Origin of the sequence: Tardiphaga sp. vice304 (assembly GCF_007018905.1) — a bacterium.
In the GTDB taxonomy this organism is placed as follows: Bacteria; Pseudomonadota; Alphaproteobacteria; order Rhizobiales; family Xanthobacteraceae; genus Tardiphaga.
The window spans coordinates 573,570-600,568 of the sequence record NZ_CP041402.1 but is presented as its reverse complement, the minus strand read 5'-3'; the positions used below and the strand labels follow the sequence as shown (position 1 = coordinate 600,568).

Genomic DNA, 26,999 nt, shown 5'->3' with positions numbered 1-26,999 from the left:
GAGGAGCGAAGCGACGCGGCAATCCAGAAGCCACTAACTCGGCAAGGACTGGATTGCTTCGTCGCAAGTGCTCCTCGCAATGACGGTTGAGGGTTGGCGTCGTTTTGACGACGCAACAGTTGCGCCTACGGCTTCAGGATCACCTTGCCCATCGCCTGACGACCGCCAAGTACCTTCATCGCTTCTGCCGTCTGCGCCAGCGGGAAGGTGCGATCGACGTGGGAAGATATCTTTCCCTCCGCCGCCCATTGCACCAGCTTCTCCAGATTGGCGCGGTTCTTTGCCGGGTTCTTCTTCACCCAGGCGCCCCAGAACACGCCGCGGATGTCGCAGCCTTTCAGCAGCGCCAGATTAAGCGGCATTTTCGGAATGTCGCCGGCGGCAAAGCCGATCACCAGGAAGCGGCCTTCCCAGGCGATCGCGCGCAAGGCGGCCTCGGCATATTTGCCGCCGACCGGATCGAAGATGATATTGGCGCCCTCGCCTGCCGTAATGCGCTTCAGGCCTTCCTTGAGATCTTCCGTAGCGTAGTTGAGGCCGAGCTCGGCGCCGTGCTGCTTGGCGAATTCGATCTTCTCGTCGGATGACGCGCAGGCAATCACCTTCAGCCCCATCAGCGCGCCCAACTCACAGGCCGCAAGCCCGGTGCCGCCAGCGGCGCCGAGCACGGCCAGCGTCTCGCCGGGCTTCGGCGAAGCGCGGTCTTCCAGCGCATGCAGCGCGGTGCCATAGGTAATAATGCAGCCGGCCGCGCGATCGAAATCCAGATTGTCGGGAATCTTCACCACCGAGGCCGCCGGCACCGCGATCTTTTCGCGGGCGCCGTTGTGGCCGACCGACGCGATGACGCGATCGCCGACGCGCAGATCGGTGACACCGTCGCCGACGCTGTCGATCACGCCCGCCACTTCGGCGGCCGGCGAGAACGGGAATGGCGGCTTGATCTGGTACTTGCCCTGGATCATCAGGATGTCGAAGAAATTCAGCGCCGCAGATTTGATCGCGATCACCACCTGGCCTTCGGCGGCGACGGGATCCGCGATATCGGCGAGCACGAGATCGTCGGGTTCGCAAAATTGCGAGCAGAGAATAGCCTTCATCGACATTCTGACCTTCTGATCGAGACAGTTGAATCCTTCTTGCCGGATTTGCGCCCGCGCGACAATCTGATTCAGTCGGCGACGCGTACGGTTGCTTTCCAAGCTGGGCTTTCCCGGTTAAGTCAAACGCCGTGACGGCGGGGATTCGGGCATCTTTTCGGGCCATCTTGCAGTCACAATGATAGGGGATCGAGACTTCATGTCCTTCAGGCTAATCCTGACAGTTGTATCGATGAGTGTGGCGTTTGGCGCGGGCGCGAGCTTCGCGCAGGCGCAGACCCCTGCGTCCAAAGGCGCCAAGGCCGCGCCGGCGAAACCCGCCGCAGCCGCCAAGCCGAGCGCCCCCGCGGGCGCCGCGGGCGGCAATGCCGAGCCGACCCTGATCGGGCAGTTCGGCACCTGGGGGGCGTACACCGCGACCCCGAACGGCAAGAAGGTCTGCTTCGCGCTGGCCAAGCCGTCCTCGTCGAAGACCACCCCCGCCGGTCGCCCGCGCGACCCGGCCTATGCCTTCATCTCGACCCGCCCGGCCGAGAAGGTCACCAACGAAGTCTCGATCATGATCGGCTATCCCTTGAAGCCCGGCTCGGAATCGACGCTGGAAGTCGGCGGCGCGCGCTATGCGATGTACACCCAGGGCGACGGGCTGTGGATCAAGAATGCGGCCGAGGAAGAGCGCATGGTCGAGGCCTTGCGCAAGAGTGCCGACGTCACCGTCAAGGGCGTCTCCGCCAAGGGCACCGAGACCTCCGACACCTTCGCCTTGAAGGGCCTGGCCCAGGCGCTCGACCGCCTGGCGCAGGATTGCCGCAGATAGATCGTAGCCCGGATGGAGCGTAGCGAAATCCGGGACCAGCCAACGTCGGACACGCTGAATCCCGGATTGCGCTTCGCTCCATCCGGGCTACAGACCGACCGCCGTTAATATTGCCGCATTTAGCGCCTTTTCAGGGGGCGCCGGACAGCCTATTTGAGGCTGACCTTTCCGCGACATCACAGATCGACGCCATGAATCTTGTTTCAGCGACCCCTGTTTCCGCCGAGGCCGGTTCCATCGACGCCCCTGCGCATGTCCTGCCGCAGGACGCGCCGCTGGAGAAGATTGCGCTGGAGACCTATGTGGCGCTGGCCAAGCCGTCGCTGATCGGCCTGTCGCGCGCAGAAATCGCCGCCGAGCTTGGCCGGATCGGCGTCGCACCCGCCCAGCGCAAGATGCGCAGCCAGCAGCTATGGCACTGGATGTATCTCCGCGGCGCCCGCGAATTCTCGGAAATGTCCAGCATCTCCAAGGACATGCGGGCCGAGCTGGAAAAGCACTTCACCGTCGCGCGGCCCGAGGTGGTGGCCGAGCAGATCTCGAATGACGGCACCCGGAAGTGGCTGCTGCGGCTGCCCTCCGGCACCCAGGGCGAGAAGGCCCATGAGGTCGAGTGCGTCTACATCCCCGAAACCGACCGCGGCACTTTGTGTGTTTCCAGCCAGGTCGGCTGCACGCTGACTTGTTCGTTCTGCCATACCGGCACCCAGCGGCTGGTGCGGAATCTGACGCCCGGCGAGATCGTCGGCCAGATCATGGTCGCGCGCGACCGGCTGAACGACTGGGCCGACCGGGATACCGCCAATGGCAACCGCCTCGTCACCAATGTGGTGATGATGGGCATGGGCGAGCCTTTGTATAATTTCGAGGCGGTGCGCGACGCGCTGCTGATCGTCGCCGACAATGAAGGCATCGGCATCTCGCGCCGCCGCATCACGCTGTCGACCTCCGGCGTGGTGCCGAACATCTATCGCACCGGCGACGAGATCGGCGTGCAACTGGCGATCTCGCTGCATGCGGTTCGCGACGAATTGCGCAACGAGCTGGTGCCTATCAACAAGAAATATCCGCTGGAGCAGTTGCTGCAGGCCTGCCGCGATTATCCCGGCGCGTCGAACGCCCGCCGCATCACCTTCGAATACGTCATGCTGCGCGGCATCAACGATTCGCTGGAAGACGCCAAGCTGCTGGTGAAGATGCTGAAGGGCATCCACGCCAAGATCAATCTGATCCCGTTCAACCCGTGGCCCGGTACGCGCTACGAATGTTCGGACTGGGACCAGATCGAGAAATTCTCCGAATACGTCTTCAACGCCGGCTATTCCTCGCCGGTCCGCACCCCGCGCGGCCGCGACATCCTCGCCGCCTGCGGCCAGTTGAAGTCGGAGACCGAAAAACTCTCCGCTAGGGAACGCCAGGCGCTGCGCGCAATGGCGATGACGGACTAAGATGTCCCTGATCGGCCGCCTGTTCGTCATCGCCTTTGCGTTTCTGCTGGCCTGCTTCATCGCCGGCGCCATTGTCGTGGTCGCGATCCTGTTTCCGGAAGTCAGTTCGATCGACGTCGCCGGCATCGATCCCGCGGCGCTCAACGTCATTCTCGGCTTCGGCTTCATCTTCGTCAGCGGCTTTGCACTTATCCCGGCGGTCGCGGTGGTGACGATTACCGAGGCCTTCGACGTCCGCGGCGTGCTGGCCTATGCGATCGGCGGCGCGGCGGTCGGGCTGGCCTGTTATCTGGGCCTCGTTCCGTTCGATACCGAGGCGATGCGCTTCGACGGCATCGTACGCCGCCATCTCGAAGTGGTCACCGGCGCCGGCATCGTCGGGGGGCTGATCTACTGGCTGATTGCCGGCCGCAATGCCGGACGATGGAAGCAGCCGCGCGCTTTGCCGCAGGCGCCACCGCTATCGTGAGGCCTCTTCCTTCCCCTCTCCCCCGGCGCAGCGAAGCTGCGCGCCGCTGGAGAGGAGAAAAGGACGCGGCTCGCCAGTCTTTTCATCCCCACCCCCGTCGGCTAAACCGCGCGCCATGAACTGTACCGGACTCTATATCGCGCTGGCCCTTAGCCTCGTTATCGGCTTGACCTTCGGGATCTATCCCGAACTCGACCTCAAGCTGGCAGCTTTGTTCTACGACGCCGCCAGCAAAACCTTTCCGGTCAAGGAAGGCGCGCTGGCGATGTTCGCGCGCGATGCGGCGATGTGGATCTGCTGGGCCTTCGCGCTACCGTCCATCGCGGCTTTGATCATCAAGCTGATCTGGCCGAACCGGAAGCTCCTGATCTCCGCCAATACCATCGCCTTCCTGCTGATCACCATCACGCTGGCGGCCGGCATCCTGACCAACCTGACCTTCAAGACCCATTGGGGACGGCCACGGCCGGTGATGGTCACCGAATTCAGCGGCCCCTGGCAGTTCAAGGCGTGGTGGGACCCGACCGGCCAGTGCGGCCGCAACTGCTCGTTCTTCTCCGGCGAGGGCGCCACCGCCTTCTGGACCTTTGCGCCCGCCGCGCTGACGCCGCCGGCGATCCGACCCGTCGCCTATGTCGCCGCCTTCGTGTTCGGGTCGCTGACCAGCGGGTTGCGAATGGCGTTCGGCGGGCACTTCTTCACCGACGTGGCGATTGCCGGGCTGGTGACGTTTCTGGTGATCTGGCTGGCGCATGGCTGGATCTATCGCTGGCCGGCCACCCGCAAGACAGACGCCGAGGCCGAAGCCCGTCTGACCCGCTTTGCCTGGCCGGGCTATCGCTGGCGCCGGAAACTGTTGAGCGGCCAGGACGTTGGCCCGGCGCCCGAGCCTGATACGGCCCACCGCCATTAAACGGGTGCCCGTCCGCGGGAAGTTTGATAGCACAGCCCCCATGCAACCGAAATTGCCCCGATTGGACGTTCGATGACCACGATTCTGAAGAGCCTGCCCCAGGGAAAAAACGTCGGCATCGCGTTTTCCGGCGGGCTGGACACGTCAGCCGCGCTGCTCTGGATGAAGCAGAAGGGCGCCCGCGTCTTTGCCTATACCGCCAATCTCGGTCAGCCTGACGAGACCGACTACGAGGAGATCCCGCGCAAGGCGATGGAGTTCGGCGCCGAGAAGGCGCGGCTGGTCGATTGTCGCGCGCAACTGGTCCATGAAGGCATCGCCGCCATCCAGGCCGGCGCCTTCCACGTCTCGACCGGCGGCATCGCCTATTTCAACACCACGCCGCTTGGCCGCGCGGTGACCGGCACCATGCTGGTCTCGGCGATGAAGGAGGACGGCGTCAACATCTGGGGCGACGGCTCGACCTACAAGGGCAACGACATCGAGCGGTTCTACCGCTACGGCCTGCTGACCAATCCGGAACTAAAAATCTACAAGCCTTGGCTCGACGACGCGTTCATCGACGAACTCGGCGGCCGTGCCGAGATGTCGGCGTTCATGACCGCGCATGGCTACGCCTACAAGATGTCGGCCGAGAAGGCCTATTCGACCGACAGCAATCTGCTCGGCGCGACGCACGAAGCCAAGGATCTCGAAGATCTCGGCACCGGCATGCAGATCGTCAAGCCGATCATGGGCGTGCCGTTCTGGCGCGACGATTGCGCCGTCAAGGCTGAGCGCGTCGTGGTACGGTTCGTCGAAGGCCAGCCCGTGGCGCTGAACGGCCAGACCTTCGCCGACAGCGTTGCTCTGTTCCTCGAAGCCAATGCGATCGGCGGTCGCCACGGCCTCGGCATGAGCGACCAGATCGAGAACCGCATCATCGAAGCCAAGAGCCGCGGCATCTACGAGGCGCCGGGCATGGCGCTGCTGCACATCGCCTATGAGCGTCTCGTCACCGGCATCCACAACGAGGACACCATCGAGCAGTACCGCATGAGCGGCATGAAGCTTGGCCGGCTGCTGTATCAGGGCCGCTGGTTCGATTCGCAGGCCTTGATGCTGCGCGAGACCGCGCAGCGCTGGGTCGCCCGTGCCATCACCGGCGAAGTCACGCTCGAACTGCGTCGCGGTAACGACTACTCGCTGCTCAACACCGAGAGCCCGAACCTGACCTATGCGCCGGAGCGCCTGAGCATGGAAAAGGTCGAGGACGCCCCGTTCACGCCGGCCGACCGCATCGGCCAGCTCACCATGCGCAACCTCGACATCACCGACACCCGCGCCAAGCTGGACCTCTACGCGAACGCCGGCCTGCTGAGCGCCGGCGCGGGCTCGAACATTCCGAAGCTGGAGAACGACAAGGGCTAAGCGATCGACGAGTTATCAGTCGTCATTGCGAGGTCAGGGAAAGCCTTTGGCTTTCCCCTTAGCGAAGCGACGCGGCAATCCAGTAAGCCACGAGTGAAGACTGGATTGCTTCGTCGCAAGCGCTCCTCGCAATGACAGCTGCGGGGCCCGGGAATCGGCATGCTCGCCGCGAGAATAGGATTGCCGGGATGCCCGACCGTCATTGACGCGTCATCCTGTCGTCGTATTGGATGCCACCTGCCCGTGACGGGCGCCGGGGCACTCATCATGAAAAATTCGGTCACCATCGCACTCGCGCTGGCCCTTTCCAGCGCGCCGGCATTTGCGCAAGCCATTTATCCGATCGACCGCGCCGACATCCTCGCCGGCGCCACCTTCGATTTCAAGGTCGAGTTTCCCGGCCTTGTTGATCCCACCAATATCAAGGTCACCGTCAACGGCGCCGACCACGCGAGCGCCTTCGGCAAGCCCGCGACCTATATCGCGCGCGAGGACGGCAAGGACCAGTCCGCGCTGTTGCTGCGCCAGGTCGCGCTTACAAAGCCCGGCGCCTACACGATCGAGGTCAGCGACGGCAGCACCAGCCGCGCGGTCTCGTGGAACGTCTTTGACACCGGCCCGCGCAAGGCGAAGAACGTCATCCCGTTCATCGGCGACGGAATGTCGCCGGCGCACCGTGTCGGCGCACGATTGCTGTCGAAGGGCATTTCCGAAGGCAAGAGCCTCGGCAGACTGGCGATCGACGACATGCCCTACATGGCATTCGTCGCCACCGCCGGTTCGGATTCGATCATCACCGACTCCGCCAATGCCGCCAGCGCCTATGCCACCGGGCACAAGACCGCGGTCAATGCGATGGGCGTCTATGCCGACCGCACCAGTAATCCGTTCGACGATCCGCGCGTCGAGACCATCACCAGCTTGATCCGACGGCAGCGCGACATGGCGATCGGCATCGTCACCAATACCGAGATCGAGGACGCTACGCCGGCGGCGATGGTCGCGCATACGAGGCGCCGCGCCGCCTATGACCAGATCGTCGAGCAGTTTTTTGCCGCCAAACCCGACGTGCTGCTGGGCGGCGGCGCCGCTAACTTCCTGCCGCAGGCCGAGGCGATCTCGAAGCGCAAGGACGACGTCGACTACATCGCGAAATTCCGCGACTCCGGCTACGCCTATGCCGCCACAGCGACCGAGCTCGACGCGCAGGCCGCGAAGCCCGAGACGCGGAAACTGCTCGGACTGTTCGCGCCCGGCAATATGGACGGGGTACTCGATCGCAAATTTCTCAAGGGCGGCGGCGTGAAGAAATCGCCGGATCAGCCCGATCTGACCGTGCAGCTACAAAGCGCGCTCAACGTGCTGTCGCGCAATGACAACGGCTTCTTCCTGATGGTGGAATCCGGCATGATCGACAAATACGCCCATGCGCTCGACATGGAGCGCGCCGTGTATGACACGATCATGCTCGACAATGCCGTGAAGCTAGCCAAGGACTGGGCCAAAGCGCGCGGCGAGGACACGCTGATCCTGGTGCTGGCCGATCACAACCATCCCAACAGCCTGGTCGGCACCGTCAATGACGACATGGAGACGCTGCCGAACACGCCGCTGCGCGAACGGGTTGGCGTCTATGAGAAGGCCGGCTTCCCGAACTATCCGAAGCCGGATGCCGAGGGCTATCCGTCGCGCGTCGATGTCAGCCGCCGGCTGGCGATTTTCTCCGCCAGCATTCCCGATCATTACGAGACGCTGCGGCCGAAGCTCGACAACCCCAACGAGCCCACGCAGAAGGGCGACGAGCCGGCCACGTTCAAGGCCAACGCCAAATACAAGGACGTGCCCGGCGCGGTGTTGAGGCTCGGCAATCTGCCGGCAATGATGAATGCCAGCGTACATTCCGGCGAAGACGTGATCCTCACCGCGACGGGACCGGGCAGCGACCGCGTGCACGGGTCGATGGACAACACGGAAGTGTTTCGCGTGATCGCCGATGCGCTGGGGCTGGCGGAGAAGAAATAGCCGCTCACGCACGCGATACTCTCCGATGTCATCCCGGACAAGTGAGCCTTGGCGAACGCAGATCCGGGATACATTGACTCCGAGCTCATAGCCAACCCGGGACTACTGCCACAGCACATCACGCGGACAGCGTTTATGGGTCCCGGCTCGCGCTCGCAAAAGCTCGCTTGGCCGGGACGACAGCGGAGAGAACTATCAAAAAAAGTGGCCGGGATTGCTCCCGGCCACTTGCATTTGTGTAGCTACCCTCAGCGTCGCGGCGGGGCGGTGCCCGGGGGCGGCGGCGGCAGCGCGGCCGATCCGCCGTTCAGCAGCGGCGTGATGTTGCGGATGGTGACGCGGCGGTTTTGACGCTCTGCGGCATCGGTCGGGATCTTCAGATACTGCTCGCCATAACCCTGCGACGTCAGGTTCTCCGCCGGCACCTGGAATTGCTGGGTAAGCAATTGCGCCGCCGATTCGGCGCGGCGATCCGACAACGACAAATTATCGATGTCCGAGCCGACCGCGTCGGTATGGCCTTCGATCAGAAACACCAGCTTCGGATTGCGCGAGATCGCCTTGTTGAGGCCATCCGCGATGATCTGCAGCTTCGAGGTTTGGTCCGGCGGGATTTCCCACGAGCCTAGATCGAAGTTAATGGTGTCGAGATCGATTGACGGCATGCGCTGGCGCACCGTCTGGCTGTAGCGGATTTCATCGAGCGAATAGCGGCGCTCGATGCGCTCCACCGGCGGCGCCAGCAAGGTGTCGTAGACCAATTCGGGCGAGGCCTGATCGTAGTCGACGATGTAGCGGTTCTGCGGAATCCGGATCACGGGCGGCGGCAGATCGACGTAGAAACCGCCGGCACCGCGCGGACCGCGGAACGAGTTGTCGATGATGATGATCTCGCGACCGCCACGATCGCGACGTACCCGGCGCAGCAGCTGGCCGTCGCGGCCGACCACGGTGATGATCTCGGACCCGTCGGGACGCACGACGATGGTGCGGCTCTCGTCGCCGACCTGCTGGGTGCGGATGTCACGCGCGCCGTAGCGGAAGCGATCGACCTCATTGTGCCGGATGAAGGACTGGCCGGAGGGGTCCTGCACGATGATGCGGCCGGGCTCCGTGAACACCTTGCGACCGCCGACATCGCTCTCGCGACGCTGGCCGCGGAAGTCTTCCATGCGCTGCGGACCCGGAGCCTGGGCGCCCGGTGCGATCGGAGCCAGTGCGGCTGCCGGCGGCGGGGCGGGCGGGATCGGGGCGGCAACGGTCGGCGGGGCGACGCGCGCGGCCGGAGCAACGGCAGGTGCCGCGCCTGCGGCAGCAGGTGCGCCTGGCGCAGCGCCGGGGACCGGAGCGGCGCCGGGGACCGCGTTAGGAGCGACTGGATTCGGTGCAGTGACGGGCGCGCCCGGGGTACCAACGACCGGAGCACCGGGACCACCCGGTCCACGCTGACCATCGGGACCACGCTGGCCTCGTTCACCGTCGCCCCGCGGACCACGTTCACCTGGAACACGCGCGCCGGGAGGCGTGCCGGCTGCCGGAGGTGTGGCGGCGGGAGGTGTCGCAACTGGCGGCGTTGCCGCCGGAGGCGTAGCGGCCGGTGCCGGTGGCGTGGCCGTCGGCGCGCTGCGGGCTGCCGGAGGAGTGACTACCGGCGGCGTTGCTTCGGGCGCCTGTCGTGCCGCGGGGGCGGCCGGGGCCGGAGTCGGAGCGGGTGCCGTGGTCGGAGCGGGACGTGCGCCAGCCGGCGGTGCACCGGGCTCGCGGCGCTCTTCGCGACGTTCCTGCTTTGCAGCCGGAGGGGTCGGCGCGGCGGGGGCTGAGGCAGGCGCGGGTGGCGTCGGACGCACAGCCGGAGCGGCGGCCGGGGGAGTCGGAGGGGCTGCCGCCGGCGGTGGCGGCGTAGGACGTGCAGGCGCCGCGGCTGGCGGAGCAGGAGGGGCCGGACGCGGCGGCGGAGGAGCGGCAGCCGGCGGCGGCGGAGCGTCAGGGCGCGCCGCGGGCGGCGCGGCCGGCGGTGCCGCGGCAGGCGGCGCGGCGGGGCGCGGCGCGGCAGCCGGCGGCGGTCCCTTTGGCTCAGCCTTCGGTGGAGCCTTGGGCTCGCCCTCGGGAGCAGGCGCGGCCTGCGCTACGCGGAACGACGCATCGGCCTCCAGCGCGTGCGACACGGGCGCCGTGAACTGCGCAACGCTGAGCGTTGTCGTGGCCAACAGCAAAAGACGAAGTTTGGTCATGATGGCTCTAAATCCCCGGAAAAATTTTCGACGAAACATTGTTGGCCAAGGCGTGGCGGGACGATCAACTGATATCCGTAGGGCCGCATTGTGGCGGCCCGCACACCCTGCGAACGCTTTATTTTCAACGGCGCGATGGCCGGATCGCGCTTTATTCATTGCGCGTTCAGGCCATCGATCGTTGCAGCTTACATGGTCGGCGACGGCGGCATGTCAGGCTGGCCCGGATTGACGTCCGGCCCTGTCGGCAATTCCTCCGGCGTATAGCCCGGCAGTTCGTCGGGCTGTGACGGCGCATCCGGCTCGCGCACCGGCGTCGGAATTTCCGGGCGCGGGCTACCGGGCGGGCTTTCCTGCGGCGGCTCAGTTGGCTGACCGGGCTTGATCGGCGGATCTTCGATAGGCGACATCAGATTGCGACCTTTCGGTTAGTGCCGAGATCGGGGCGCGTGCCCGATACGGCGGCGGCAGCCATCTTCACATAGCTGATCACGGTGCCCGGCGAATCCCAATACTCGGCTTCCTCTGGCGTGAATTTGAGAACGCGGATGTTCGGATCCTCGGCGCTGTCCCACCACGCCTTGGCCGGCGTCGAGAACAACTCCTTGATCTTGGCGCGATCGTTCGAGACCGCAGCAGTGCCGCTGACGGAGACGAACTTCATGTCGCCGGCGTCGGCGAAGGACAGGTTGACCTGCGGATTGGCTTCAATCTCGTCGTCCTTGTGACGGCGGGCATCGGTGAGAAAGAAGATCGTATTGGCGTCGCGGTCGAGATAGGCCGCCATCGGCCGGGCGCGAAGCTTCTCGCCATCGCGCGTCACCATCATGGCGAAGCCGATCTTCTTCATCAGCTCCCAGGTGCGATCGATATCGTTGGCGTGATCGTCGGTCATGTTTCACTCCTTGAACATTATGACGTTAACGGCCGCGACAGGGTGGAGTTCCATTTCGGTCCAATTGACACGCGGGAGCCGACACCGCATCAAGGCGTTTTCGCAGGAGGGTTCGATGCCGATCGCCTATTGGTGCATTCTCGTGGCCGTTGTGATGCCGCTCGTTCTGGCCGGCTACGCCAAATCCGGCTCGCATGACAACAACACGCCGCGCGATGACGCCGAGAAGCTCTCGGGCGCCAAGCGTCGCGCCTATGCCGCGCACCAGAATGCGATCGAGAATTTTCCGTTCTTCGCCATCGCCGTTGTCGCCGCCATCAGCTTCGGCGCGACGACCTCGACGCTGAACCTGCTGGCGCTGCTCTATCTGGCATTCCGCATCGCACACGCGCTCTTGTATATCGCTGACAAGGCGAGCTTACGCTCGATGGCCTATGCCGGCGCGCTCTTCACCAATGTCGCGATCTTCGTGCTGCCGGCGTTCAAGTAGCGCGTAGCCCGGATGGAGCGAAGCGCAATCCGGGGAAAGCCTAGCGGATCAAGCGAGTACTGATTTGCGCGCCGGCCCCGGATTGCGCTTCGCTTCATCCGGGCTACGGATCAAGTGATCTCGTAATGGATCGGCTTGAAGGCGAAATTGTTGGACTGCAACGCCGAACAGGCTGTGAGGCCGATCAACAGATCGGTCTCGGCCACGAAGGTGATGTGATCGCCGGCCTTGCTGAGCGGCGGATCGACTTTCATCGACCAGTCCTTGGGATCCAGCACCACATTCATGAAGCAGTTGAACGCGACCGGGATCTGGTCGGGCTCGATCCCGTAGGGCTTGAGCGCCTGTTCGAGATTGCCGAAACAGCCCTGATGCGGATGCTCGTCGCCATAGATGATGCGGAAGGTGTCGCGCGAACACGGCGTCAGCAGGAAGTCGTGACGTCCCACGGTATCCTCGACGATCCGCAGCATGACGTTGCTGCGGTTCGAATAGATCGGATCGCCGGTCGTCAGATACAGCTTGCTGGCATAATCGAGGCTGCGGCCAGACGAGATCACCTCGCGTCTGTCGGCGAGATCGAATGCCACGAGGTCGGCGACCTGCTCGCCCTGCGGATCGATCACCGTCAGGCGCTGGCCCTTGTTGAGCGTGAAGCCCGTACCTGATCGCGGCGCGATCGTCAGGGTCGTCATGTTCTCTCCACCGGGTGGAACGGACATTTCCAGTTTTCATCGACCGGCCGGCCGCTGTACTGCCGCGCTTCGGAAATGGTGCCGTGCTGCGCCAGCATCGGATTGATCGAGCCGGAGATCGCGACGTCGCGGCTCAGGATGGTATCGCGCAGTTTTTCGTATTTGCCGAGCTCGCGCAATTGCTCGAACTGGTCGTGCAGGTTGAACACCAGTACCGGACGTTCGAAGCGTCGCGCCAGCCGGCTGGCATGTGGGTGCATGCCAACGATGAAGAACGCCTCGCCTTCAAAGCTCAATGAGAAATGCGGATCGCCGGGATCGCTCGAGACGCGGCGGTCATATTCCTGACCGAGCCATGCGTCCTTGTTCGACAGCGACTCGGCACGCTTCCACAGGAAGTGCTCGAAGGACTCCTCATTGAGATCGCCGGGGCCTTCGAAGATCACTGCGAAACTCTGGAACAGCGCGCGATTGCCGCGGTATTTTTCGACGATCTCCGAAATGCCGTCATAGATGCGGCGGTCGTCCCAGTTGGAACGCATGTCACGCGCGACGATGACGTTCATCTGACCCTTGGCGAGCGCCGATTTGGCGCCGACACAGGGAAACGGAGCAGAAGCAATCAACTCGCGGAACTTGTCCGCGATACGCGAACTCTCATCAACCATCATGGCAGGGCCTCGTTGCAGGTACCCCTCAACGAGCCAATTCGACGTTGGTGCCGCCGACGGAAAAATAAGTTGCATCAGGGTCTTGAGTCGCAATTCCGACGCATCGAGTGCTCCGGCCACAGCGTTATTTCGCCGTTTTTCGTCCTCGCAAGAACCGTCCAAGCAGCTTGCGCTTGCCCTTGCGGGGGATCAGGTCGATGTCGCTGACCAGCTTGGCGCCGCCCTTGCGGCGTTCGAGCACGATCTTGCGGCTGTGAAACACTTCGAGCTCGGCGCGATGCGCCACCGAGACCACGGTGGCGCTGGGCAGCTCCTGCGTCAGCAGCTCCATCATCCTGTCCTGACTCTTGGCGTCGAGCGCCGAGGTCGCCTCGTCCAGCACGATGATATCGGGCTTGTGCAGGAACAGCCGCGCGAAGGCGAGGCGCTGCTTTTCACCGCCGGACAATGTCTGGTCCCATGGCGCGTCTTCCTCGATCTTCTCCTTGAGATGGCCGAGCCCGACCTTGTCGAGCGCCACGCCGATTTCCTCGACGCTCCAGTCTTCCGCGGCGGCCGGATAGGCGGCTGCGCGGCGCAGCGTGCCGGACGGCACGTAGGGTTTCTGCGGCAGCATGAACAGCCGGCGGTCGGGATGGAAATTGATACTGCCGCCGCCCCATGGCCACAGCCCGGCAATGGCGCGCACCAGCGTGCTCTTGCCGGTGCCGCTCTCGCCAGCGACTAGCAGCCGCTCGCCGGGCTCGATCGCGACTTCGGCGTCACCGACCACGGCCGTGCCGTCGTCGAGCGTCACCGACAGATTGTGCAGGCTGAGCATGGTGTCGCCGGTGGTCTCGCCGCGCGTGATACGGCCGATGCCGTCGCCGCGCTCGGCGCGCTCCAGGCCGTCGAGCGACATCATCAGCGAGGAAATCCGCCGCGCACAGGCATTCCAGTCGGCCAGCCGCGGATAGTTGTCGACCAGCCAGCCGAACGCCGCCTGCACGATAGTAAAGGCCGATGCCGCCTGCATCACCTGGCCGAGCGACATGCTGCCGTCAAGAAATTTCGGGGCACACAACAAAAGCGGCACCACCGGCGCAATCAGGCTGGAGCCCTGCGACACCAGCGTCGTCCGCATGTGCTGGTGCGCCAGCCGCGCCCACTGCTTCAGCACAGATCCGAAGGTGCGGTCGATGCCGGCGCGCTCTTCCTCCTCGCCGCCGAGCAGCGCGATGCTTTCGCCGTTTTCACGCACGCGCGTCAGCGCATAGCGGTACTCGGCCTCGGCCTGATTCTTGTCTTCCGAGGTCTGCACGAAGGCGCGGCCGATGGTCATGATCGAGCCGGAGGCAATGCCGGCATACAGCACGGCAGCGATCACGAGGAAGCCTGGGATGGTGACGACCGAGCCGCCGATCGACAACGTCAGCGCGCCGCCGATGGTCCACAGCACGACGATGAAGGTGGTCGCCGACAGGAACGCGGAGATCACGCCGGCGGCGAAATCGACCGGCGAGTCGGTGGCGATGCGCAAATCCTCGGCGATGCGGTATTCCGGGTTCTGGTGGTCGCCGCCGACCAGATTGAGCTGGTAGTAGCGTCCTTGGGTGAGCCAGCGCGACACGACTGAATTGGTCAACCAGGCCCGCCAGCGGCGCTGGATGCCCATCCGGGCGTACACCTGCGCCACGCCGAGCATCACGCTGCCGATCGCCAGCGGAAAGAACACGCCCGTGAGATGCCAGACCGAGGCGGCATCGCGCTTCTCGATGGCATCGAAGATCGCGCGATTCCAGACGTTGATGCCGTATTGGAAGCCGACATTGGTGATGATCAGCAGCAACAGCCCGATCGAGAACGCCCAGGCGAGTCTGTCGCCGGACTTACTCCAGAAGCCGCGGGCGCTGATCCAGAACCGCGTCAGCAGGTAGTCGCGCCGCGCCTGCTCGGCTTCTTCGGGCGTCAGATCCGGATCGGGCTCGACGAGCTCCGGCGGCGGCGGCTCGATTTGCTTGCCGGTCTCGGCGACGACTTCGACGATGGAGGACGTGGTGGAGTCGTGAGCGGCCGATTCGCCCGGGGCATGCTTGTTCATCGCATCATAACGCCAGCGATATCAGAAGGTTCCCTAGAGTTCCCGAAGTTCCATGGCACCTCTGCTGGCGTCATCCTGAGGTGCGCCCCCTTGGCGAGCCTCGAACGAGGCCGTCGCTTGCGCGACTGCGCCTCAGGATGACGGCTGGGTCTGCGGCAAGCTACGCTGGTCCGGCCGACATTGACGAGCCCTGCCGGAGACGGAAAGGCATCACGGATACCGCTCCGAGTCCGTGACAGGTGTCATCGCATCAGCCCGCGTTCATCTGCGATCGAAAGGCCCACTTGGTGAAACGCTGCTCGACCCAGGCAAATACCGCGTACATCAGTACGCCTTCGAAGGCGAGCAGCAGCAATGCTGCGTAGACATTGGCCATGCGGAACGAGGCGCCTTCCAGCGCGATCAGATAGCCGAGGCCGGCATTGGCGCCCAGCGTCTCCGACACCACGGTGCCGACGAAGGCCAGCGTGATCGCCACCTTGAGCGAGCCGAAGAAATACGGCAGCGCGCGGGGAATGCCGACCTTGAGCATGATGTCGAGCTTGCCGGCGCCGAGCGCGCGCAGCACGTCCTCGAGTTCCGGTTCGGTGGTGGCCAGCCCCGTGGCGATGTTGACCACGATCGGGAAGAACGAGATCAGGAACGCGGTGATGATCGCCGGCAATTCGCCGATGCCGAACCACAGGATCAGGAGCGGCACGATCGCGACCTTCGGGATCGTGTTGAAGCCGACCATCACCGGATACATGCCGCGATAGATCGTGCGCGACCAGCCGACCAGCAGACCCAGCATGACGCCGAAGCCGACCGCCAGCGCGAAGCCGACCATCGTCACCCACAAAGTAACCCATGAATTATAGGCGAACACTTTCCAGTATTTGAACATCGCGGCGAACGCCGCCGACGGCGGCTGCAGCACTGAAGAGTTGATGTTGAAGATGATGCACGACACTTCCCAGATCAGGAAGATGATGACGGTGAAGACCCAGGGCGAGGCCCTTTCGAGAATGCGGGAATTCATGCCTGCCGAACCTCCGCGATCTTCATGCGCAATTCGTAGACGATGTCGCCGAAGTCCTTATCGTAGGTGACCTTGAGATCGCGCGGACGCGGAATATCGACCGACTTGACCTGCACGATCTGGCCGGGGCGCGCGCTCATGACATAGATGTTGTCGGCGAGGAACGCCGCCTCGCGAAGGTCGTGCGTCACCAGGATCACGGTGAAGCCGAGCCGCTGCCACAGGTCGCGCAGTACGCACCACAGCTCCTCGCGGGTGAAGGCATCGAGTGCGGCGAAGGGTTCGTCGAGCATCAGGAGCGCGGGTTCGTGAATCAGCGAGCGGCACAGCGAGACTCGCTGCTGCATGCCGCCCGACAATTCCCACGGAAAACGGTCGCCGAAGCCGGCGAGGCCGACGGTGGCCAGCAACTTCTCCGCCATCGCGCGGAATTCTTTTCTGTTGCCGCGGAACTGCGAGCGGTAGGGCTCGACGATCTCCAGCGGCAACAGCACGTTGTCGATCACCTTGCGCCACGGCAGCATGTTGGCGTTCTGGAACGCCATGCCAGCCATCTTGACGGGGCCGGTGACTTCCTTGCCGTCGATCGCGATGGTGCCGGCGGTCGGCTTGTGCAACCCGGTGACCAGCCGCATCAACGAGGACTTGCCGCAGCCGGACGGCCCGACCACGGCGGCGAATTCGCCACGCTCGATTTTCAGCGTGGCATCCTGAAGGGCGACGATGTCCCCGGTGGCGCCACGGTATTTCAGCGTGACGCCATCAATGTCTACGAATGCGACCATGCGCGGTGATCCCCCTCCCCGCGCCGATCAGAACTTCCGGTCGGCGGCAGGAGGAAGGTATTGCGAGGTGAACAGGTCGGAGCCCTTGGGCTTCGCGCTCTTGAACTCATAGGTCACGGCGATCTGCTCGATGGCCTGATCCATGCGCTTGTCGTCAATGCCGCCGACGCCATTGGCCTTCGCCCAGGGGGTGGCGATATTGTCCTTCAGCGACATTTTGAGCCGCGCCAGTTCGATCTTCTCGTCGGCGGTCTCGTTGCGCTTCATCACCGATTTGATCGCGCTGTCCGGATCCTTGATGGTGTCAACGATGCCCTTGACGGTGGCGCGCACGAAGCCTTCGACCACCTTCGGATTGGCCTTGGCGAATTCCGGGTTCACCATGATGGCGTTGCCGTACAATACGATGCCGTAGTCCGACATCAGCATCACCTTGATGTCCTTCTCGGCGATGCCCTTGGACATCAGGTTGAAGTAGGACGAGAACGAGAAGCCGGTGATGGCGTCGACCTTGCCGTCGGCGAGCATCGGCTCGCGCACCGGGAAGCCGACATTCTCGATCTTGACCTTGCTGTCGTCGATCTTGTTTTCCTTGACGAAGGCTTTCCACTGCGCGAACGCGCCATCCGGCGCCGGCGCACCCAGGATCTTGCCTTCGAGGTCCTTCGGCGCGTTGATGCCCGACTTCGCGAGGCTGACGATCGAGAACGGCGGACGGTCATAGACCATCAGCACGCCCTTGATGTCCTTGTCCGGGTTCTGGTCGCGGAAGCGCGCCAGCGAATTGATGTCGAAGAAACCGATCGGATAGGTGCCCGCCGCGACGCGCGCGATGCCGGCGACCGAGCCCGGGCCGGAATCGACGGTGACGTTGAGGTCTTCGGCCTTGTAGTAGCCCTTGTCGATGGCGACGAAATACGGCGCGGAAGGACCTTCGAATTTCCAGTCGAGGGCGAATTTGAGATCGGTTTCGGCGCTGGCCGAGAGGGTGGAGGCGGCGAGGAGCGCGCCCGCGAACGCGGTGAATGCCAGCTTGCGAAACATCTCGGAGATCCCCTGTGGTGGTGTGTCGGCCATAGCTAGCACGCAGCGTGCCAGTTATGAGCGCTGCGGAAAAGTGGCTGTATCAACACGGTCGAGGACCGCGAATGAGAGATCTGCACATGCAAGCCCTCCCGTCCCGCCTCCACATCGAAGGCCGCGCGTCCCGGGAGCGTCGGGCGAAGAGAGGCGATAGCCGCTTATCGGCGGATATCAGGAAAGATCAGTGGCACTTCGCAGCTTGCGCGGGCAACAATCCTACCGAAAGAATAGGCATATGATTATGTTTTAGGCAACATCGCGAAACTGCTTTATCGGCTGCTTCTGAAGCATTCCCTGTGATGCAATCCAGGCCTTCTATGCCAGGCTAGGTGGCGTTGCCGCGTCCGGCCGCAATTTCCAGTGAATGGGTAATATGGTCTGCAAGGAGCTCAGCAGCGCGGGATAAGGTCCCAGGCGCCCGATACAATGCGATTTCGGCATCGAGCATTGTTGGAAGGTTATGTTCTGCGCCCAACATGATCAGGCCTTCCGGCGCCATATCCTTCGACAGCACCGTCACTCCCAGGCCGGCGCGGACAGCAGCCTGAAGGCCCTCGCTGCTCGGGCTGGTATATACGATCCGCCATTCCCGTTTGGCAGCTTGAAGGGCCGCCAGAGCCCGCTTGCGATAGACATCGGGCGCGGGCGCCAGCACCAGGGGAAGGGGACGGGTGGCGTCCAGCACCAGCTTGGGTCCACTCACCCAGACCAAGGTGTCGCGCCAGACGGAAATTCCGCCTGACGGCCCCTGGGGCTCGCGTTTTACCAAAACGAGATCGTACTCCCCCTTGGAAAAGCCCTCGAGCAGATTGAAGCTGAAATTGCAATTGACCTCCAAGGCGACGCGCGGATGGGTTCGTGCAAATCGCGCCAATATGTCCGGAAGGTAGACGGTCGCGAAATCTTCGGGTGTCCCAAGACGAACATCGCCTTCGACGTCAGGCTGGAGGATGCGTGAAGTTGCTTCGTCGGCAAGATGGAGCAACTGCCGCGCATAATTCAGCAGGATCTCACCATCTGGCGTCAGCAGGAAGTCGCGGCCGTCGCGTTCGAACACCTGACGTCCAAGGTTCTGTTCAAGCTTTCTGATCTGCAGGCTGACGGTGGATTGCGTGCGGCCAACGCGCTCAGCAGCGCGGGTGAAGCTGGCATTGTCCACCACCGCGATGAACGTGCGGAGCAGATCAAAGTCGAACGGCGGCAATGGTGTGCTCAAAGCTGCCGCCCGGGTTTACTTGAGGGTGAGGCTGAATGCATCAAACCAATCCCGCTTCATTCACGTTGTGAACCGGTCGGGACGGCACCTTCGCATCGTCTCTGCTTCCACCCCTGGATGAGTATTTACCGTATTCCTTACGGCGAGGCCATAGGCGCTCCAGGATGACGCTGGCTGCCAGGGCGTAGTCAGCCCTCGGCCGTCGCCCGATCGTCAGCAGCCGCAGGCCTGGGGAAAGCGGCCCGATGCGCCGACACGTCCTGCGTGATGATCTGCGCAGGCCGATGCGGGGTGTCCGACGCCTCTCCGACCTGTTCGAGGTCTGGTTCCTGTTCGGCCAGCTTTCGGCGTTCAGCCCGAGGCAACGCAAAGCGGTCGTAAAGGATGGGCAGCAGCAGCAGCGTCAACGCCGTTGCGGTGATCAATCCGCCGATCACGACGATCGCAAGCGGGCGCTGGATTTCCGAGCCCGGCCCATCGGCGAATAGGAACGGCGTGAGGCCGAGCGCCGCGATCGACGCCGTCAGGGTGACGGGTCGCAGTCTGCGTCGCGCTCCCTCCATCACGGCCTCGCGGAACGGCAGTGTACCGCGGGCGCAGACCTCGTTGATGTAGGATACCAGCACCACGCCGTTGAGAACGGCAATGCCCATGAGAGCGATAAAGCCGACGGAGGCAGGTACCGAAAGAAATTCGCCTGACGCCCACAGCGCGACAACGCCGCCGATCGTCGCAAACGGAACGTTACAGAAAACCAGCGCAGCCTGTCTTAACGACCCGAACGTCAAATACAGCAACAGGAAGATGGCGCCTAGTGCAATCGGCACCACGATCGTCAGTCGCGCCGCCGCCCGCTGCTGGTTTTCGAACTGGCCGCCCCAGACCAGCGAATATCCTTTGGGCAGCTCGATGCGCGCCGCGGCCGCCTTGGCGTCGTTGACGAAGCCGACGAGGTCGCGCCCGCGCACGTTGGCCAGTACGGTCGCGAACCGCTGACCGTCCTCCCGGATCACCTGAATGGGTCCGTCCTCGACCTTGATGTTCGCGACCTGGGCCAGTTCGACCGTGCCCCCGCCAGGAAGCACGACCGGCACCCTCGCAAGGTCGGCGGCCGACACGCGGAGACGCTCCTCGCCGCGGACCACCAGTGGCGTGCGCACCTGACCCTCCAGCACGATACCAAGGCGGCGCCCGTCAACCCAGACCCTGAGCGCCTCCTGGACCTCCGCGGCGTTCAATCCGAAGCGGCCCGCCTGAGCGCGATCGACCGCGACCGTGAAGTAGCGCATTCCGGCGTTGCGAAGTGCGAACACATCAATCGCGCCCGGGACGGAGCGGATCGCCGCGGCGACGTCGCGGCCCACCCGGTTCAAGGTAGCGATGTCGTCGCCGAACACTTTGACAACGACGTCGCCGCGCGCGCCGATGATCATTTCCTGAACCCGCATGTCGATCGGCTGGGTCAGCGCGTAGCTTATGCCCGGAACACTGTCGAGCACGCGCCGCAATTCGCCGAGAAACCAGCGCATGTCGTCGCCACGCCACTCGCGGCGCGGCGCCAGTGTCATGAACATGTCGGTCTCGTTGAGGCCGACTGGATCGATGCCGAGTTCGTCGGCGCCGGCGCGGGCGATGACCCGCCGAATTTCGGGAATCTCCGCCTTGAGGGCTTGCTGAATGCGTAGATCTGTCTGCGCCGCTTCGTCGACCGAGATGGTTGGAAACTTGCGGATGGTAATGACAGGCGTGCCCTCATCCATGACGGGCATGAAGGTGCTGCCTATGCGCGGAAAGACGACGACAGCCGCTGCGATGCCGATCGCGACTGCCACGACAACGCCAATGGGCCGCCGCATCACATAGGCGAGCAGCGGATCGTAGCCGGCGTGCAACTTGCGCACCAGCCACGGCTCGGCATGCGCGCCGGCGCGCAGCAGATGGGCGGAGAGCGCGGGCACCACGGTCAGCGAGAGCAGCAGCGCAGCGATCAACGCGACCACGATGGTGAGCGCGACCGGACTGAACAGCCGACCTTCCAGACCCTGCAAGGCGAGTAGCGGCATGAACACCAGAATGATGATGGCGACGCCCGATACGAGTGGCACGGCAACTTCACGCGTGGCCTCAAGGGCGAGGCGCAGACGCGCGGCAAGAGTGGGCTTCTCGACAGTGGAAAGGCGGTGCTCCACATTTTCCACGACCACGACGGCGCAATCGACCAGCAAGCCTATGGCGATGGCAAGACCGCCGAGCGACATGATGTTTGCCGACCACCCCAGCATGCGCATCACGCCGAAAGTCGTCAGCACCGCCAGCGGCAGGATCAGCGAAACCACAAGCGCCGAGCGCAGATTTCCGAGGAAAAGCAGCAGCAGGACGACGACGAACAAGATGGCCTCAAGCAGCACTTTCTGCACGGTCCAGACCGCCTTGCCGATCAGTTCGCTGCGATCGTAGAAAATCACGATGCGGGCGCCCTCGGGTAGCTGCGGCTCAAGAGAAGCGAAACGCGCCTTCACGCCGTCCACTACGGTGCGCGCATTGGCTCCACGCAGGCCGAGCACCATGCCCCACACGGCCTCACCAGCCGCGTCTGCCGTCACGACACCGTTGCGGGCAAGTGAGCCGAACCTTACGTCGGCAATGTCGCTGACGCGCACGGTCACGCCGTTGCGCGTCGCCACCACGGTGTTGCGGATATCGTCCAAGGTCTGGATACGACCTTCCGACCGGACCAGCAACGCTTCTTCGCCGCTGCGGATGCGGCCGGCACCGTCATTGCGGTTGTTGACCTCGACAGCTTTCTCCAGCATCTGCGTGGTAATGCCGCGCGCGGCCATTGCAGAGGCCGCAGGGATTACTTCGAAGGTGCGCACATGGCCGCCCAACACATTGACGTCGGCAACGCCCGGAAGGCTCCGCAGCGCCGGCCGGATCGTCCAGTCGAGCAGCGACCGCTTTTCCTGCGCCGACATGGTCGCCGCCTCGATCGTGAACATCACCATTTCAGCAAGGGGGGTCACGATCGGGGCGAGGCCACCGTCGCTACCGGCGGGAAGCTGGTCGCGCACTTCCTGCAGGCGCTCATTGACCTGCGCGCGAGCCCAGAAAATATCGGTTCCGTCGGCAAACTCGAAAGTCAGCAGCGCGACCGCGTAGCGTGTCGTGGATCGCATGCGCACAAGGTTCGGAATGCCGCGCGCAGCCAACTCGATTGGCGTAGTGACCCGGCTCTCAAGTTCCTCGGGTGTGAGGCCGGGCGCCTGCATCGAAACCAATACTTGGATCGGTGCGACATCGGGAAAGGCGTCGATTGAAAGCTTCTGATAGGCAACCGTTCCCCAGACGGCCAATGCGATTGCCCCGATGAACACGATGAGACGCTGCTGCAGCGCGATTTGAACCAGACCGGACATCATTGCTTAATCCTTGTCTGCAGCCGCGAGTTCGGCGAGCAGCGCGATGATCCCGCGATCGGCCACCTCATCGCCGGTAGCGAAAGCACCGCGAACCGAAGCGCTGTGCGCGGTTTCCGAAATCACCTGTACGGGGCGCGCCAAGAATCCTTGCGGGGCTTTCACGAATACCCAGGCCCGGTCGCGGTGACGTACGACCGATGTTGCCGGTACCGACCATTGCGCCTCGCCGTTCTGGCCGATGCGGATCGTGACGAGAACGGCAAGCCCAGGTCGGATCGCGCCATTGGCAGAGCCGATTTCGGCGACCGCGACGGCTGATTGCGTCGAAGCGTCAACAGTATGTCCGACCCGGACGATGCGGCCCTGCACGCCATAAGCCGGCATCACGACAGCCTGCCCGGCGGAGAGCGCCGGCAAGCGGGCCGCCGGCACCTGGATGTTGATCCACAAGGGGTCGAGCGCCGCAAGAGATATTACGGGCGCTGCAGCCTCTACACGCTGGCCGGGGCTGGCGTCGCGCCGCACCACAGTGCCGGAGATTGGCGCGTGGACCGTAACGGAGCTCTGTATCCGCCGCGAGTTGCGCAGCGTCTCAATGTCGGCCTCCGACATTTCCATCAGGCTCAGGATCTGTGCTCGCTCGTCGAGACGCGACTTGGCATTGATCGCTTCCGTCTCGACGACACGTAGTTCGCGCTCCGGCGCCGCCCTGCTTTCAAAAAGAAAGCGGATGCGACGGAGGCGATCCGCGGATAGCGCCTCGTCGGCGATGGCAGCGAGGTACTGCCGCTGCGCCTCGACGAGGTCGGGCGAGCGCAGGCGCGCGATTGGCTGGCCGGCCGTTACGATTTCGTCGGTGGCGACAAGTACCGCTTCGACGAGGCCGTTTGCGGGCGCAGCGACGACCCGGAGTTGGGAGGGTGGAATTGCCACCGTACCGGGCAGCGACAATTCGGTCTCGCCGCGCTCCGGCACGACAGGCACCGCACCGATCCCCGCCGACCGGATCTCGCGATCTTCGAGTGGGATGACGATGTCATTGGATTCACCGGCGGCAGGGCCCGCCTCGACAGAGGTCGCGGCGCCCAACGACAGCGAGCCAAGCAAGACTATCATGACGATTCGTTTTACAGTAGTAGGCGAACTCATGATGCTGGTCTGGTCCGGATTTCCTGGCGCGTTCCTTGAAGCGGTTTGTCGCCTGCGACTTGCAGACCGACGGCTCTTACTGGTGCTCTCGTGCGCCGTCCGTGACGGGATGACGCATAACCGGATGCAAGAGGCTCGGTTGAAGCCCCGCCGCGTGCGGGTTGCTTGCGCGGCACGCGGGGACGGCTGCACCTGTAGTTTGCCGACTATCGTCGGACGATCTTTCTAGTTCATTCGGAATATCCATCGGCTCCTGCGCGTCGCGCACAGCCGGCAGTCTGGAACGGCGATAGACTTCCACGACAATCGACTTGGATTGTCCGCCGCGCACCGGCATTTCAAACTGGCGAAGTTCTGCTCTCATGATCCGGGATTGAACTTCCATGGGTCGCAGACTGCTCTTCATCATTGCTCCTCCTCTGAACCTGAGTTGTTATCGACTCGGAGGATCAGATTTGGAAACGAGCTTTTCCGCTGTTGCCCATTGAGAAAACCGATGAACGAGCTTCACGCTTGGCGCTCGGGCCCGCGAGAGGCGCCGACCCGCAGGAGCCAAAGACTTCGTATCAGTGAAGCCGCTTCTCCCTCTATCGACCGCAATGATCGATCCAATCGGGTGAAGCTGCACCTGAACGCGAGCAGCAGCGCGATGCGCGCGGATTGGTAAAGACCCGTGTGACGCTCGGTCGCGGCTGACAGCCGCTTTATGGCGATCGGCAGGTCGGCATGCGGCGTGCCGGCAGCCGACGAGCGATGCTGGATTGCGCATCTACTTGCGAGAGATGGCGCCTGGAGTCGGTTTGCTTCTCTCAGCCCACATCGCGCGTGGGCAGGTCGCAATAATGATATCGAGAAGCACCAGGATGATTTCAGAACTGACGCCTGATGCTCCAAGATTGAACGGCAGGAGCTTCCGCGACGCGGACCTGTCCACTCAGGTTTTCCACTCGGCGCGCTCGAACCGGCGGGCGACCGGGTTGTCCGATGGCAGGGAGACCTGTCACCGGACCGGATCGTCGGGATGTTTTCCTGCCTCGGCTAGCGTCACGCCAACGCCGCAGGTCCTAGGGGCAACTTCCGGCAGCCTCGATAGGCAGGCTCAAGCCGCCCGTACCGTGCTAAGGAACTTAGCGACTTCGGTGCGCAGCCTGCCGCTTTCGCCGGAAAGCGACTGCGCGGCCGACAACACCTGCGCCGACGCCGAGCCGGTATCGCCGGCGCCACGCTGAATATCGCCGATGTTCGACGACACCATATGTGTGCCCTGCGCCGCCTGCTGGACATTGCGGGAGATTTCCTGGGTTGCCGCGCCTTGCTCTTCGACAGCCGAAGCGATGGTCGAGGCGATCTCGGACATCCGGCCGATGGTCGCGCCGATTTCCTGAATCGCGTCGACCGACTCCTGGGTCGCGCCCTGAATCCCGTTGATCTGCTGGCTGATCTCACCGGTAGCCTTGGCGGTCTGCTCGGCCAGCGCCTTGACCTCCGACGCCACCACAGCGAAGCCTCGCCCGGCCTCGCCGGCACGCGCCGCCTCGATGGTCGCGTTCAGCGCCAGAAGGTTTGTCTGGCCGGCGATCGTGTTGATCAATTCGACGACATCGCCGATGCGCGTCGCGGCCTTTGCAAGCTCGCTGACGCGGTTGTTGGTCTTGCGAGCCTGCTCGACGGCATTGTTGGCAATGCGTGCCGACTCCTGGACCTAGCGGCTGATTTCATTGACCGAGGAGGCCATTTCCTCGGTGGCCGAGGCGACCGACTGAACGTTTGCGGACGCTTCATCCGATGCGGCCGCGACGGCCGAGGTCTGCTGCTGCGAACGTTCGGCAGTGGTCGATAGTTTGCTCGCCGAGCTCTCGAGCTGGCTGGACGCGGCGGACACGGTATGCACAATCTGGCCGACGGCGCCTTCGAAGTCTTCCGCAAGCTTGTGCATTTCGGCCTTGCGTTGGGCCGCGGCGGCCAGCTCGGTTTTTTTCTGGTCGGCTTCCAGAGCGACGACGCGAACTGCGTTGTCCTTGAAAACCTGAACAGCCTTCGCCATCGCGCCGATTTCGTCCCGGCGTTCCGATCCGACGACGTCGACCGTCAGGTCGTTATCGGCAAGCTTCGCCATCGCGCCGGTCATGCGGATGATCGGGCGGGCAACGCCGCTGTTCAGGACGAGCAGACCGATAATCGCGATAGCGAGCATGCAAACGCCGCCCACGATGATCATCGTATAGGATGACGAAGTTGCTGCAGCGGCTGCCGCGGAACGCGCGCCCATCAACGAGGATTCCTCTTCGGCGGCCTTGTTGGCAAGCTGCCGAATTCCGTCCATGTATTTCTTGCCCGCGCCGCTGGACTCGAGCTGTCGCGCTTCGGACTGCGTCTGCGGATTCTTCATCAGCGCAATTTCCTTTTCGGCGACGTCGACACGCCATCCCTGCGCGGCTTTGGAAATCTCGGCAAAGCGCTGCTGCTGTTTCGGGTTGTCGGAGGTCAGGCGGCTAGCCTTTTCCACGGCCGCCGAGAATTTCTTTTCATGGGCAAGGTACGGTTCGAGAAAACCCTCATTGGCCGAAACAAGATAGCCGCGCACGCCGGTTTCGCCATCGACCATGGCGGCGACCATCAGATTGATTTGTTCGACGACCTTATGTGTGTGGGTCGATTCGCTCTGACGCGTGTTCCGACGTTGCAACGTTGCGCCAGATCAGGCCGCTCGCCGTGAGCGAGACAAGCGTCATCAAAAGGAAAACGACAGCGATCTTCTGGGCAATCTTCAAGTTTGAAAAAAAACTTGGCATCGATCATTTCCTGTAATGGGCCTGGAGCGGCAGCAATAATCGCGCGCTCAAACCGTGGCGGGCTCGCACCCGCCAGAATCCATGAAAATGATTGCCGAGATGTTGCGTCAGACAGACCGGAAAACTACGGAGCGTCCCACCGTGGCAAAGCACCACGGCGGACACCCGAGGCTGTCCGATCATGATGTCAGCGGATGCGGAGAATTATCGGAGTCCGCTCGCTGACGGACGATGTCCGCAGGTCGCGGAGGACATGAAATCGGCGCTTCGCGCCGCAGTCCAATATTAACGGA

21 protein-coding genes and 1 pseudogene are annotated in these 26,999 nt (G+C 63.6%); 7 read left to right on the top strand and 15 right to left on the bottom strand.

What is annotated here, in order from left to right; translation table 11 throughout:
* Nucleotides 1-125: 125 nt before the first annotated feature.
* Nucleotides 126-1,100 carry an NADPH:quinone oxidoreductase family protein gene (locus tag FNL56_RS02790; RefSeq protein WP_143575995.1) on the bottom strand — a complete coding sequence of 325 codons (975 nt, stop codon included), beginning with the start codon at nucleotides 1,098-1,100 and terminating at the stop codon, nucleotides 126-128.
* 232 nt (nucleotides 1,101-1,332) lie between these two features.
* Between FNL56_RS02790 and FNL56_RS02785 the strand changes: the two genes are divergently transcribed.
* The 6 genes from FNL56_RS02785 (at nucleotide 1,333) to FNL56_RS02760 (ending at nucleotide 8,179) form a co-directional block, all read left to right on the top strand.
* Complete coding sequence (locus FNL56_RS02785) at nucleotides 1,333-1,917, top strand: invasion associated locus B family protein (RefSeq protein ID WP_246661053.1); 585 nt, start codon at nucleotides 1,333-1,335, stop codon at nucleotides 1,915-1,917.
* Nucleotides 1,918-2,108: 191 nt separating this feature from the next.
* Nucleotides 2,109-3,365 carry a 23S rRNA (adenine(2503)-C(2))-methyltransferase RlmN gene (gene rlmN / locus FNL56_RS02780; RefSeq protein WP_143571492.1) on the top strand — a complete coding sequence of 419 codons (1,257 nt, stop codon included), beginning with the start codon at nucleotides 2,109-2,111 and terminating at the stop codon, nucleotides 3,363-3,365.
* Nucleotide 3,366: 1 nt separating this feature from the next.
* Nucleotides 3,367-3,834 carry a hypothetical protein gene (locus FNL56_RS02775; protein ID WP_143571491.1) on the top strand — a complete coding sequence of 156 codons (468 nt, stop codon included), beginning with the start codon at nucleotides 3,367-3,369 and terminating at the stop codon, nucleotides 3,832-3,834.
* A gap of 115 nt (nucleotides 3,835-3,949) precedes the next feature.
* Nucleotides 3,950-4,747 carry a phosphatase PAP2 family protein gene (locus tag FNL56_RS02770; protein ID WP_143571490.1) on the top strand — a complete coding sequence of 266 codons (798 nt, stop codon included), beginning with the start codon at nucleotides 3,950-3,952 and terminating at the stop codon, nucleotides 4,745-4,747.
* A 72-nt stretch (nucleotides 4,748-4,819) separates the two neighbouring features.
* Nucleotides 4,820-6,157 (top strand): argininosuccinate synthase, encoded by a 1,338-nt coding sequence (gene argG / locus FNL56_RS02765; RefSeq protein ID WP_143571489.1) that lies wholly within the window; start codon nucleotides 4,820-4,822, stop codon nucleotides 6,155-6,157.
* 267 nt (nucleotides 6,158-6,424) lie between these two features.
* Complete coding sequence (locus FNL56_RS02760; RefSeq protein WP_143581754.1) at nucleotides 6,425-8,179, top strand: alkaline phosphatase; 1,755 nt, start codon at nucleotides 6,425-6,427, stop codon at nucleotides 8,177-8,179.
* Nucleotides 8,180-8,427: 248 nt separating this feature from the next.
* Here FNL56_RS02760 and FNL56_RS28695 read toward each other — a convergent pair whose 3' ends face one another.
* From FNL56_RS28695 to FNL56_RS02745, 3 genes are all read right to left on the bottom strand, one after another.
* Nucleotides 8,428-9,351 carry an OmpA family protein gene (locus FNL56_RS28695; protein ID WP_368039328.1) on the bottom strand — a complete coding sequence of 308 codons (924 nt, stop codon included), beginning with the start codon at nucleotides 9,349-9,351 and terminating at the stop codon, nucleotides 8,428-8,430.
* 1,247 nt (nucleotides 9,352-10,598) lie between these two features.
* Nucleotides 10,599-10,820, bottom strand: a complete 222-nt coding sequence (locus FNL56_RS02750; protein WP_143571486.1) for a hypothetical protein — start codon at nucleotides 10,818-10,820, stop codon at nucleotides 10,599-10,601.
* Nucleotides 10,820-11,305, bottom strand: a complete 486-nt coding sequence (locus FNL56_RS02745) for a pyridoxamine 5'-phosphate oxidase family protein (protein ID WP_143571485.1) — start codon at nucleotides 11,303-11,305, stop codon at nucleotides 10,820-10,822. Before FNL56_RS02745 ends, FNL56_RS02750 begins: the two co-directional genes overlap by 1 nt.
* Before the next feature lie 115 nt (nucleotides 11,306-11,420).
* Here FNL56_RS02745 and FNL56_RS02740 point away from each other — a divergent pair, with 115 nt between their 5' ends.
* Entirely contained in the window at nucleotides 11,421-11,795 is a 375-nt protein-coding gene (locus FNL56_RS02740; RefSeq protein WP_143581752.1) for an MAPEG family protein, read from the top strand.
* A 110-nt stretch (nucleotides 11,796-11,905) separates the two neighbouring features.
* Here FNL56_RS02740 and FNL56_RS02735 read toward each other — a convergent pair whose 3' ends face one another.
* The 11 genes and pseudogenes from FNL56_RS02735 to FNL56_RS27540 form a co-directional block, all read right to left on the bottom strand.
* On the bottom strand, nucleotides 11,906-12,490 hold the full coding sequence (locus tag FNL56_RS02735; RefSeq protein ID WP_143571483.1) for a DUF1989 domain-containing protein: 585 nt from the start codon (nucleotides 12,488-12,490) through the stop codon (nucleotides 11,906-11,908).
* A complete protein-coding gene (gene gntA / locus FNL56_RS02730) occupies nucleotides 12,487-13,161 on the bottom strand; it encodes a guanitoxin biosynthesis heme-dependent pre-guanitoxin N-hydroxylase GntA (RefSeq protein ID WP_143571482.1) in 675 nt (224 codons plus the stop codon). The genes FNL56_RS02735 and gntA overlap by 4 nt, the downstream gene beginning before the upstream one ends.
* A gap of 124 nt (nucleotides 13,162-13,285) precedes the next feature.
* The gene (locus tag FNL56_RS02725) at nucleotides 13,286-15,241 is read right to left on the bottom strand and encodes an ABC transporter ATP-binding protein/permease (protein ID WP_143571481.1); all 1,956 of its coding nucleotides are present in this window, start codon (nucleotides 15,239-15,241) and stop codon (nucleotides 13,286-13,288) included.
* Between the two features lie 250 nt (nucleotides 15,242-15,491).
* The gene (locus tag FNL56_RS02720; RefSeq protein ID WP_143571480.1) at nucleotides 15,492-16,262 is read right to left on the bottom strand and encodes an ABC transporter permease; all 771 of its coding nucleotides are present in this window, start codon (nucleotides 16,260-16,262) and stop codon (nucleotides 15,492-15,494) included.
* Entirely contained in the window at nucleotides 16,259-17,047 is a 789-nt protein-coding gene (locus FNL56_RS02715; protein ID WP_143571479.1) for an ABC transporter ATP-binding protein, read from the bottom strand. Before FNL56_RS02715 ends, FNL56_RS02720 begins: the two co-directional genes overlap by 4 nt.
* Before the next feature lie 27 nt (nucleotides 17,048-17,074).
* Nucleotides 17,075-18,091, bottom strand: coding sequence for an ABC transporter substrate-binding protein (locus tag FNL56_RS02710; RefSeq protein WP_143571478.1), 1,017 nt, complete (start codon nucleotides 18,089-18,091; stop codon nucleotides 17,075-17,077).
* A gap of 364 nt (nucleotides 18,092-18,455) precedes the next feature.
* Nucleotides 18,456-19,346: a LysR substrate-binding domain-containing protein gene (locus tag FNL56_RS02705; protein WP_143571477.1), complete on the bottom strand. Its 891-nt coding sequence runs from the start codon at nucleotides 19,344-19,346 to the stop codon at nucleotides 18,456-18,458.
* Nucleotides 19,347-19,534: 188 nt separating this feature from the next.
* A complete protein-coding gene (locus tag FNL56_RS02700) occupies nucleotides 19,535-22,765 on the bottom strand; it encodes an efflux RND transporter permease subunit (protein ID WP_143571476.1) in 3,231 nt (1,076 codons plus the stop codon).
* Nucleotides 22,766-22,768: 3 nt separating this feature from the next.
* Nucleotides 22,769-23,881: an efflux RND transporter periplasmic adaptor subunit gene (locus FNL56_RS02695; protein ID WP_168202841.1), complete on the bottom strand. Its 1,113-nt coding sequence runs from the start codon at nucleotides 23,879-23,881 to the stop codon at nucleotides 22,769-22,771.
* A 109-nt stretch (nucleotides 23,882-23,990) separates the two neighbouring features.
* A complete protein-coding gene (locus FNL56_RS02690) occupies nucleotides 23,991-24,323 on the bottom strand; it encodes a hypothetical protein (protein ID WP_143571474.1) in 333 nt (110 codons plus the stop codon).
* 690 nt (nucleotides 24,324-25,013) lie between these two features.
* Nucleotides 25,014-26,519, bottom strand: a pseudogene (locus tag FNL56_RS27540) (methyl-accepting chemotaxis protein).
* Nucleotides 26,520-26,999 lie beyond the last annotated feature (480 nt).

Coding starts and splice junctions, on each gene's coding strand:
- FNL56_RS02735 (WP_143571483.1), bottom strand. CDS start 12,490: ATGACGACCCTGACGATCGCGCCGCGATCAGGTACGGGCTTCACGCTC.
- FNL56_RS02740 (WP_143581752.1), top strand. CDS start 11,421: ATGCCGATCGCCTATTGGTGCATTCTCGTGGCCGTTGTGATGCCGCTC.
- FNL56_RS02790 (WP_143575995.1), bottom strand. CDS start 1,100: ATGAAGGCTATTCTCTGCTCGCAATTTTGCGAACCCGACGATCTCGTG.
- FNL56_RS02715 (WP_143571479.1), bottom strand. CDS start 17,047: ATGGTCGCATTCGTAGACATTGATGGCGTCACGCTGAAATACCGTGGC.
- FNL56_RS02775 (WP_143571491.1), top strand. CDS start 3,367: ATGTCCCTGATCGGCCGCCTGTTCGTCATCGCCTTTGCGTTTCTGCTG.
- FNL56_RS28695 (WP_368039328.1), bottom strand. CDS start 9,351: ATGGAAGACTTCCGCGGCCAGCGTCGCGAGAGCGATGTCGGCGGTCGC.
- FNL56_RS02690 (WP_143571474.1), bottom strand. CDS start 24,323: ATGATGAAGAGCAGTCTGCGACCCATGGAAGTTCAATCCCGGATCATG.
- FNL56_RS02725 (WP_143571481.1), bottom strand. CDS start 15,241: ATGAACAAGCATGCCCCGGGCGAATCGGCCGCTCACGACTCCACCACG.
- FNL56_RS02745 (WP_143571485.1), bottom strand. CDS start 11,305: ATGACCGACGATCACGCCAACGATATCGATCGCACCTGGGAGCTGATG.
- FNL56_RS02695 (WP_168202841.1), bottom strand. CDS start 23,881: ATGATAGTCTTGCTTGGCTCGCTGTCGTTGGGCGCCGCGACCTCTGTC.
- FNL56_RS02770 (WP_143571490.1), top strand. CDS start 3,950: ATGAACTGTACCGGACTCTATATCGCGCTGGCCCTTAGCCTCGTTATC.
- FNL56_RS02720 (WP_143571480.1), bottom strand. CDS start 16,262: ATGAATTCCCGCATTCTCGAAAGGGCCTCGCCCTGGGTCTTCACCGTC.
- FNL56_RS02785 (WP_246661053.1), top strand. CDS start 1,333: ATGAGTGTGGCGTTTGGCGCGGGCGCGAGCTTCGCGCAGGCGCAGACC.
- argG (WP_143571489.1), top strand. CDS start 4,820: ATGACCACGATTCTGAAGAGCCTGCCCCAGGGAAAAAACGTCGGCATC.
- FNL56_RS02750 (WP_143571486.1), bottom strand. CDS start 10,820: ATGTCGCCTATCGAAGATCCGCCGATCAAGCCCGGTCAGCCAACTGAG.
- rlmN (WP_143571492.1), top strand. CDS start 2,109: ATGAATCTTGTTTCAGCGACCCCTGTTTCCGCCGAGGCCGGTTCCATC.
- FNL56_RS02760 (WP_143581754.1), top strand. CDS start 6,425: ATGAAAAATTCGGTCACCATCGCACTCGCGCTGGCCCTTTCCAGCGCG.
- FNL56_RS02710 (WP_143571478.1), bottom strand. CDS start 18,091: ATGTTTCGCAAGCTGGCATTCACCGCGTTCGCGGGCGCGCTCCTCGCC.
- gntA (WP_143571482.1), bottom strand. CDS start 13,161: ATGATGGTTGATGAGAGTTCGCGTATCGCGGACAAGTTCCGCGAGTTG.
- FNL56_RS02700 (WP_143571476.1), bottom strand. CDS start 22,765: ATGATGTCCGGTCTGGTTCAAATCGCGCTGCAGCAGCGTCTCATCGTG.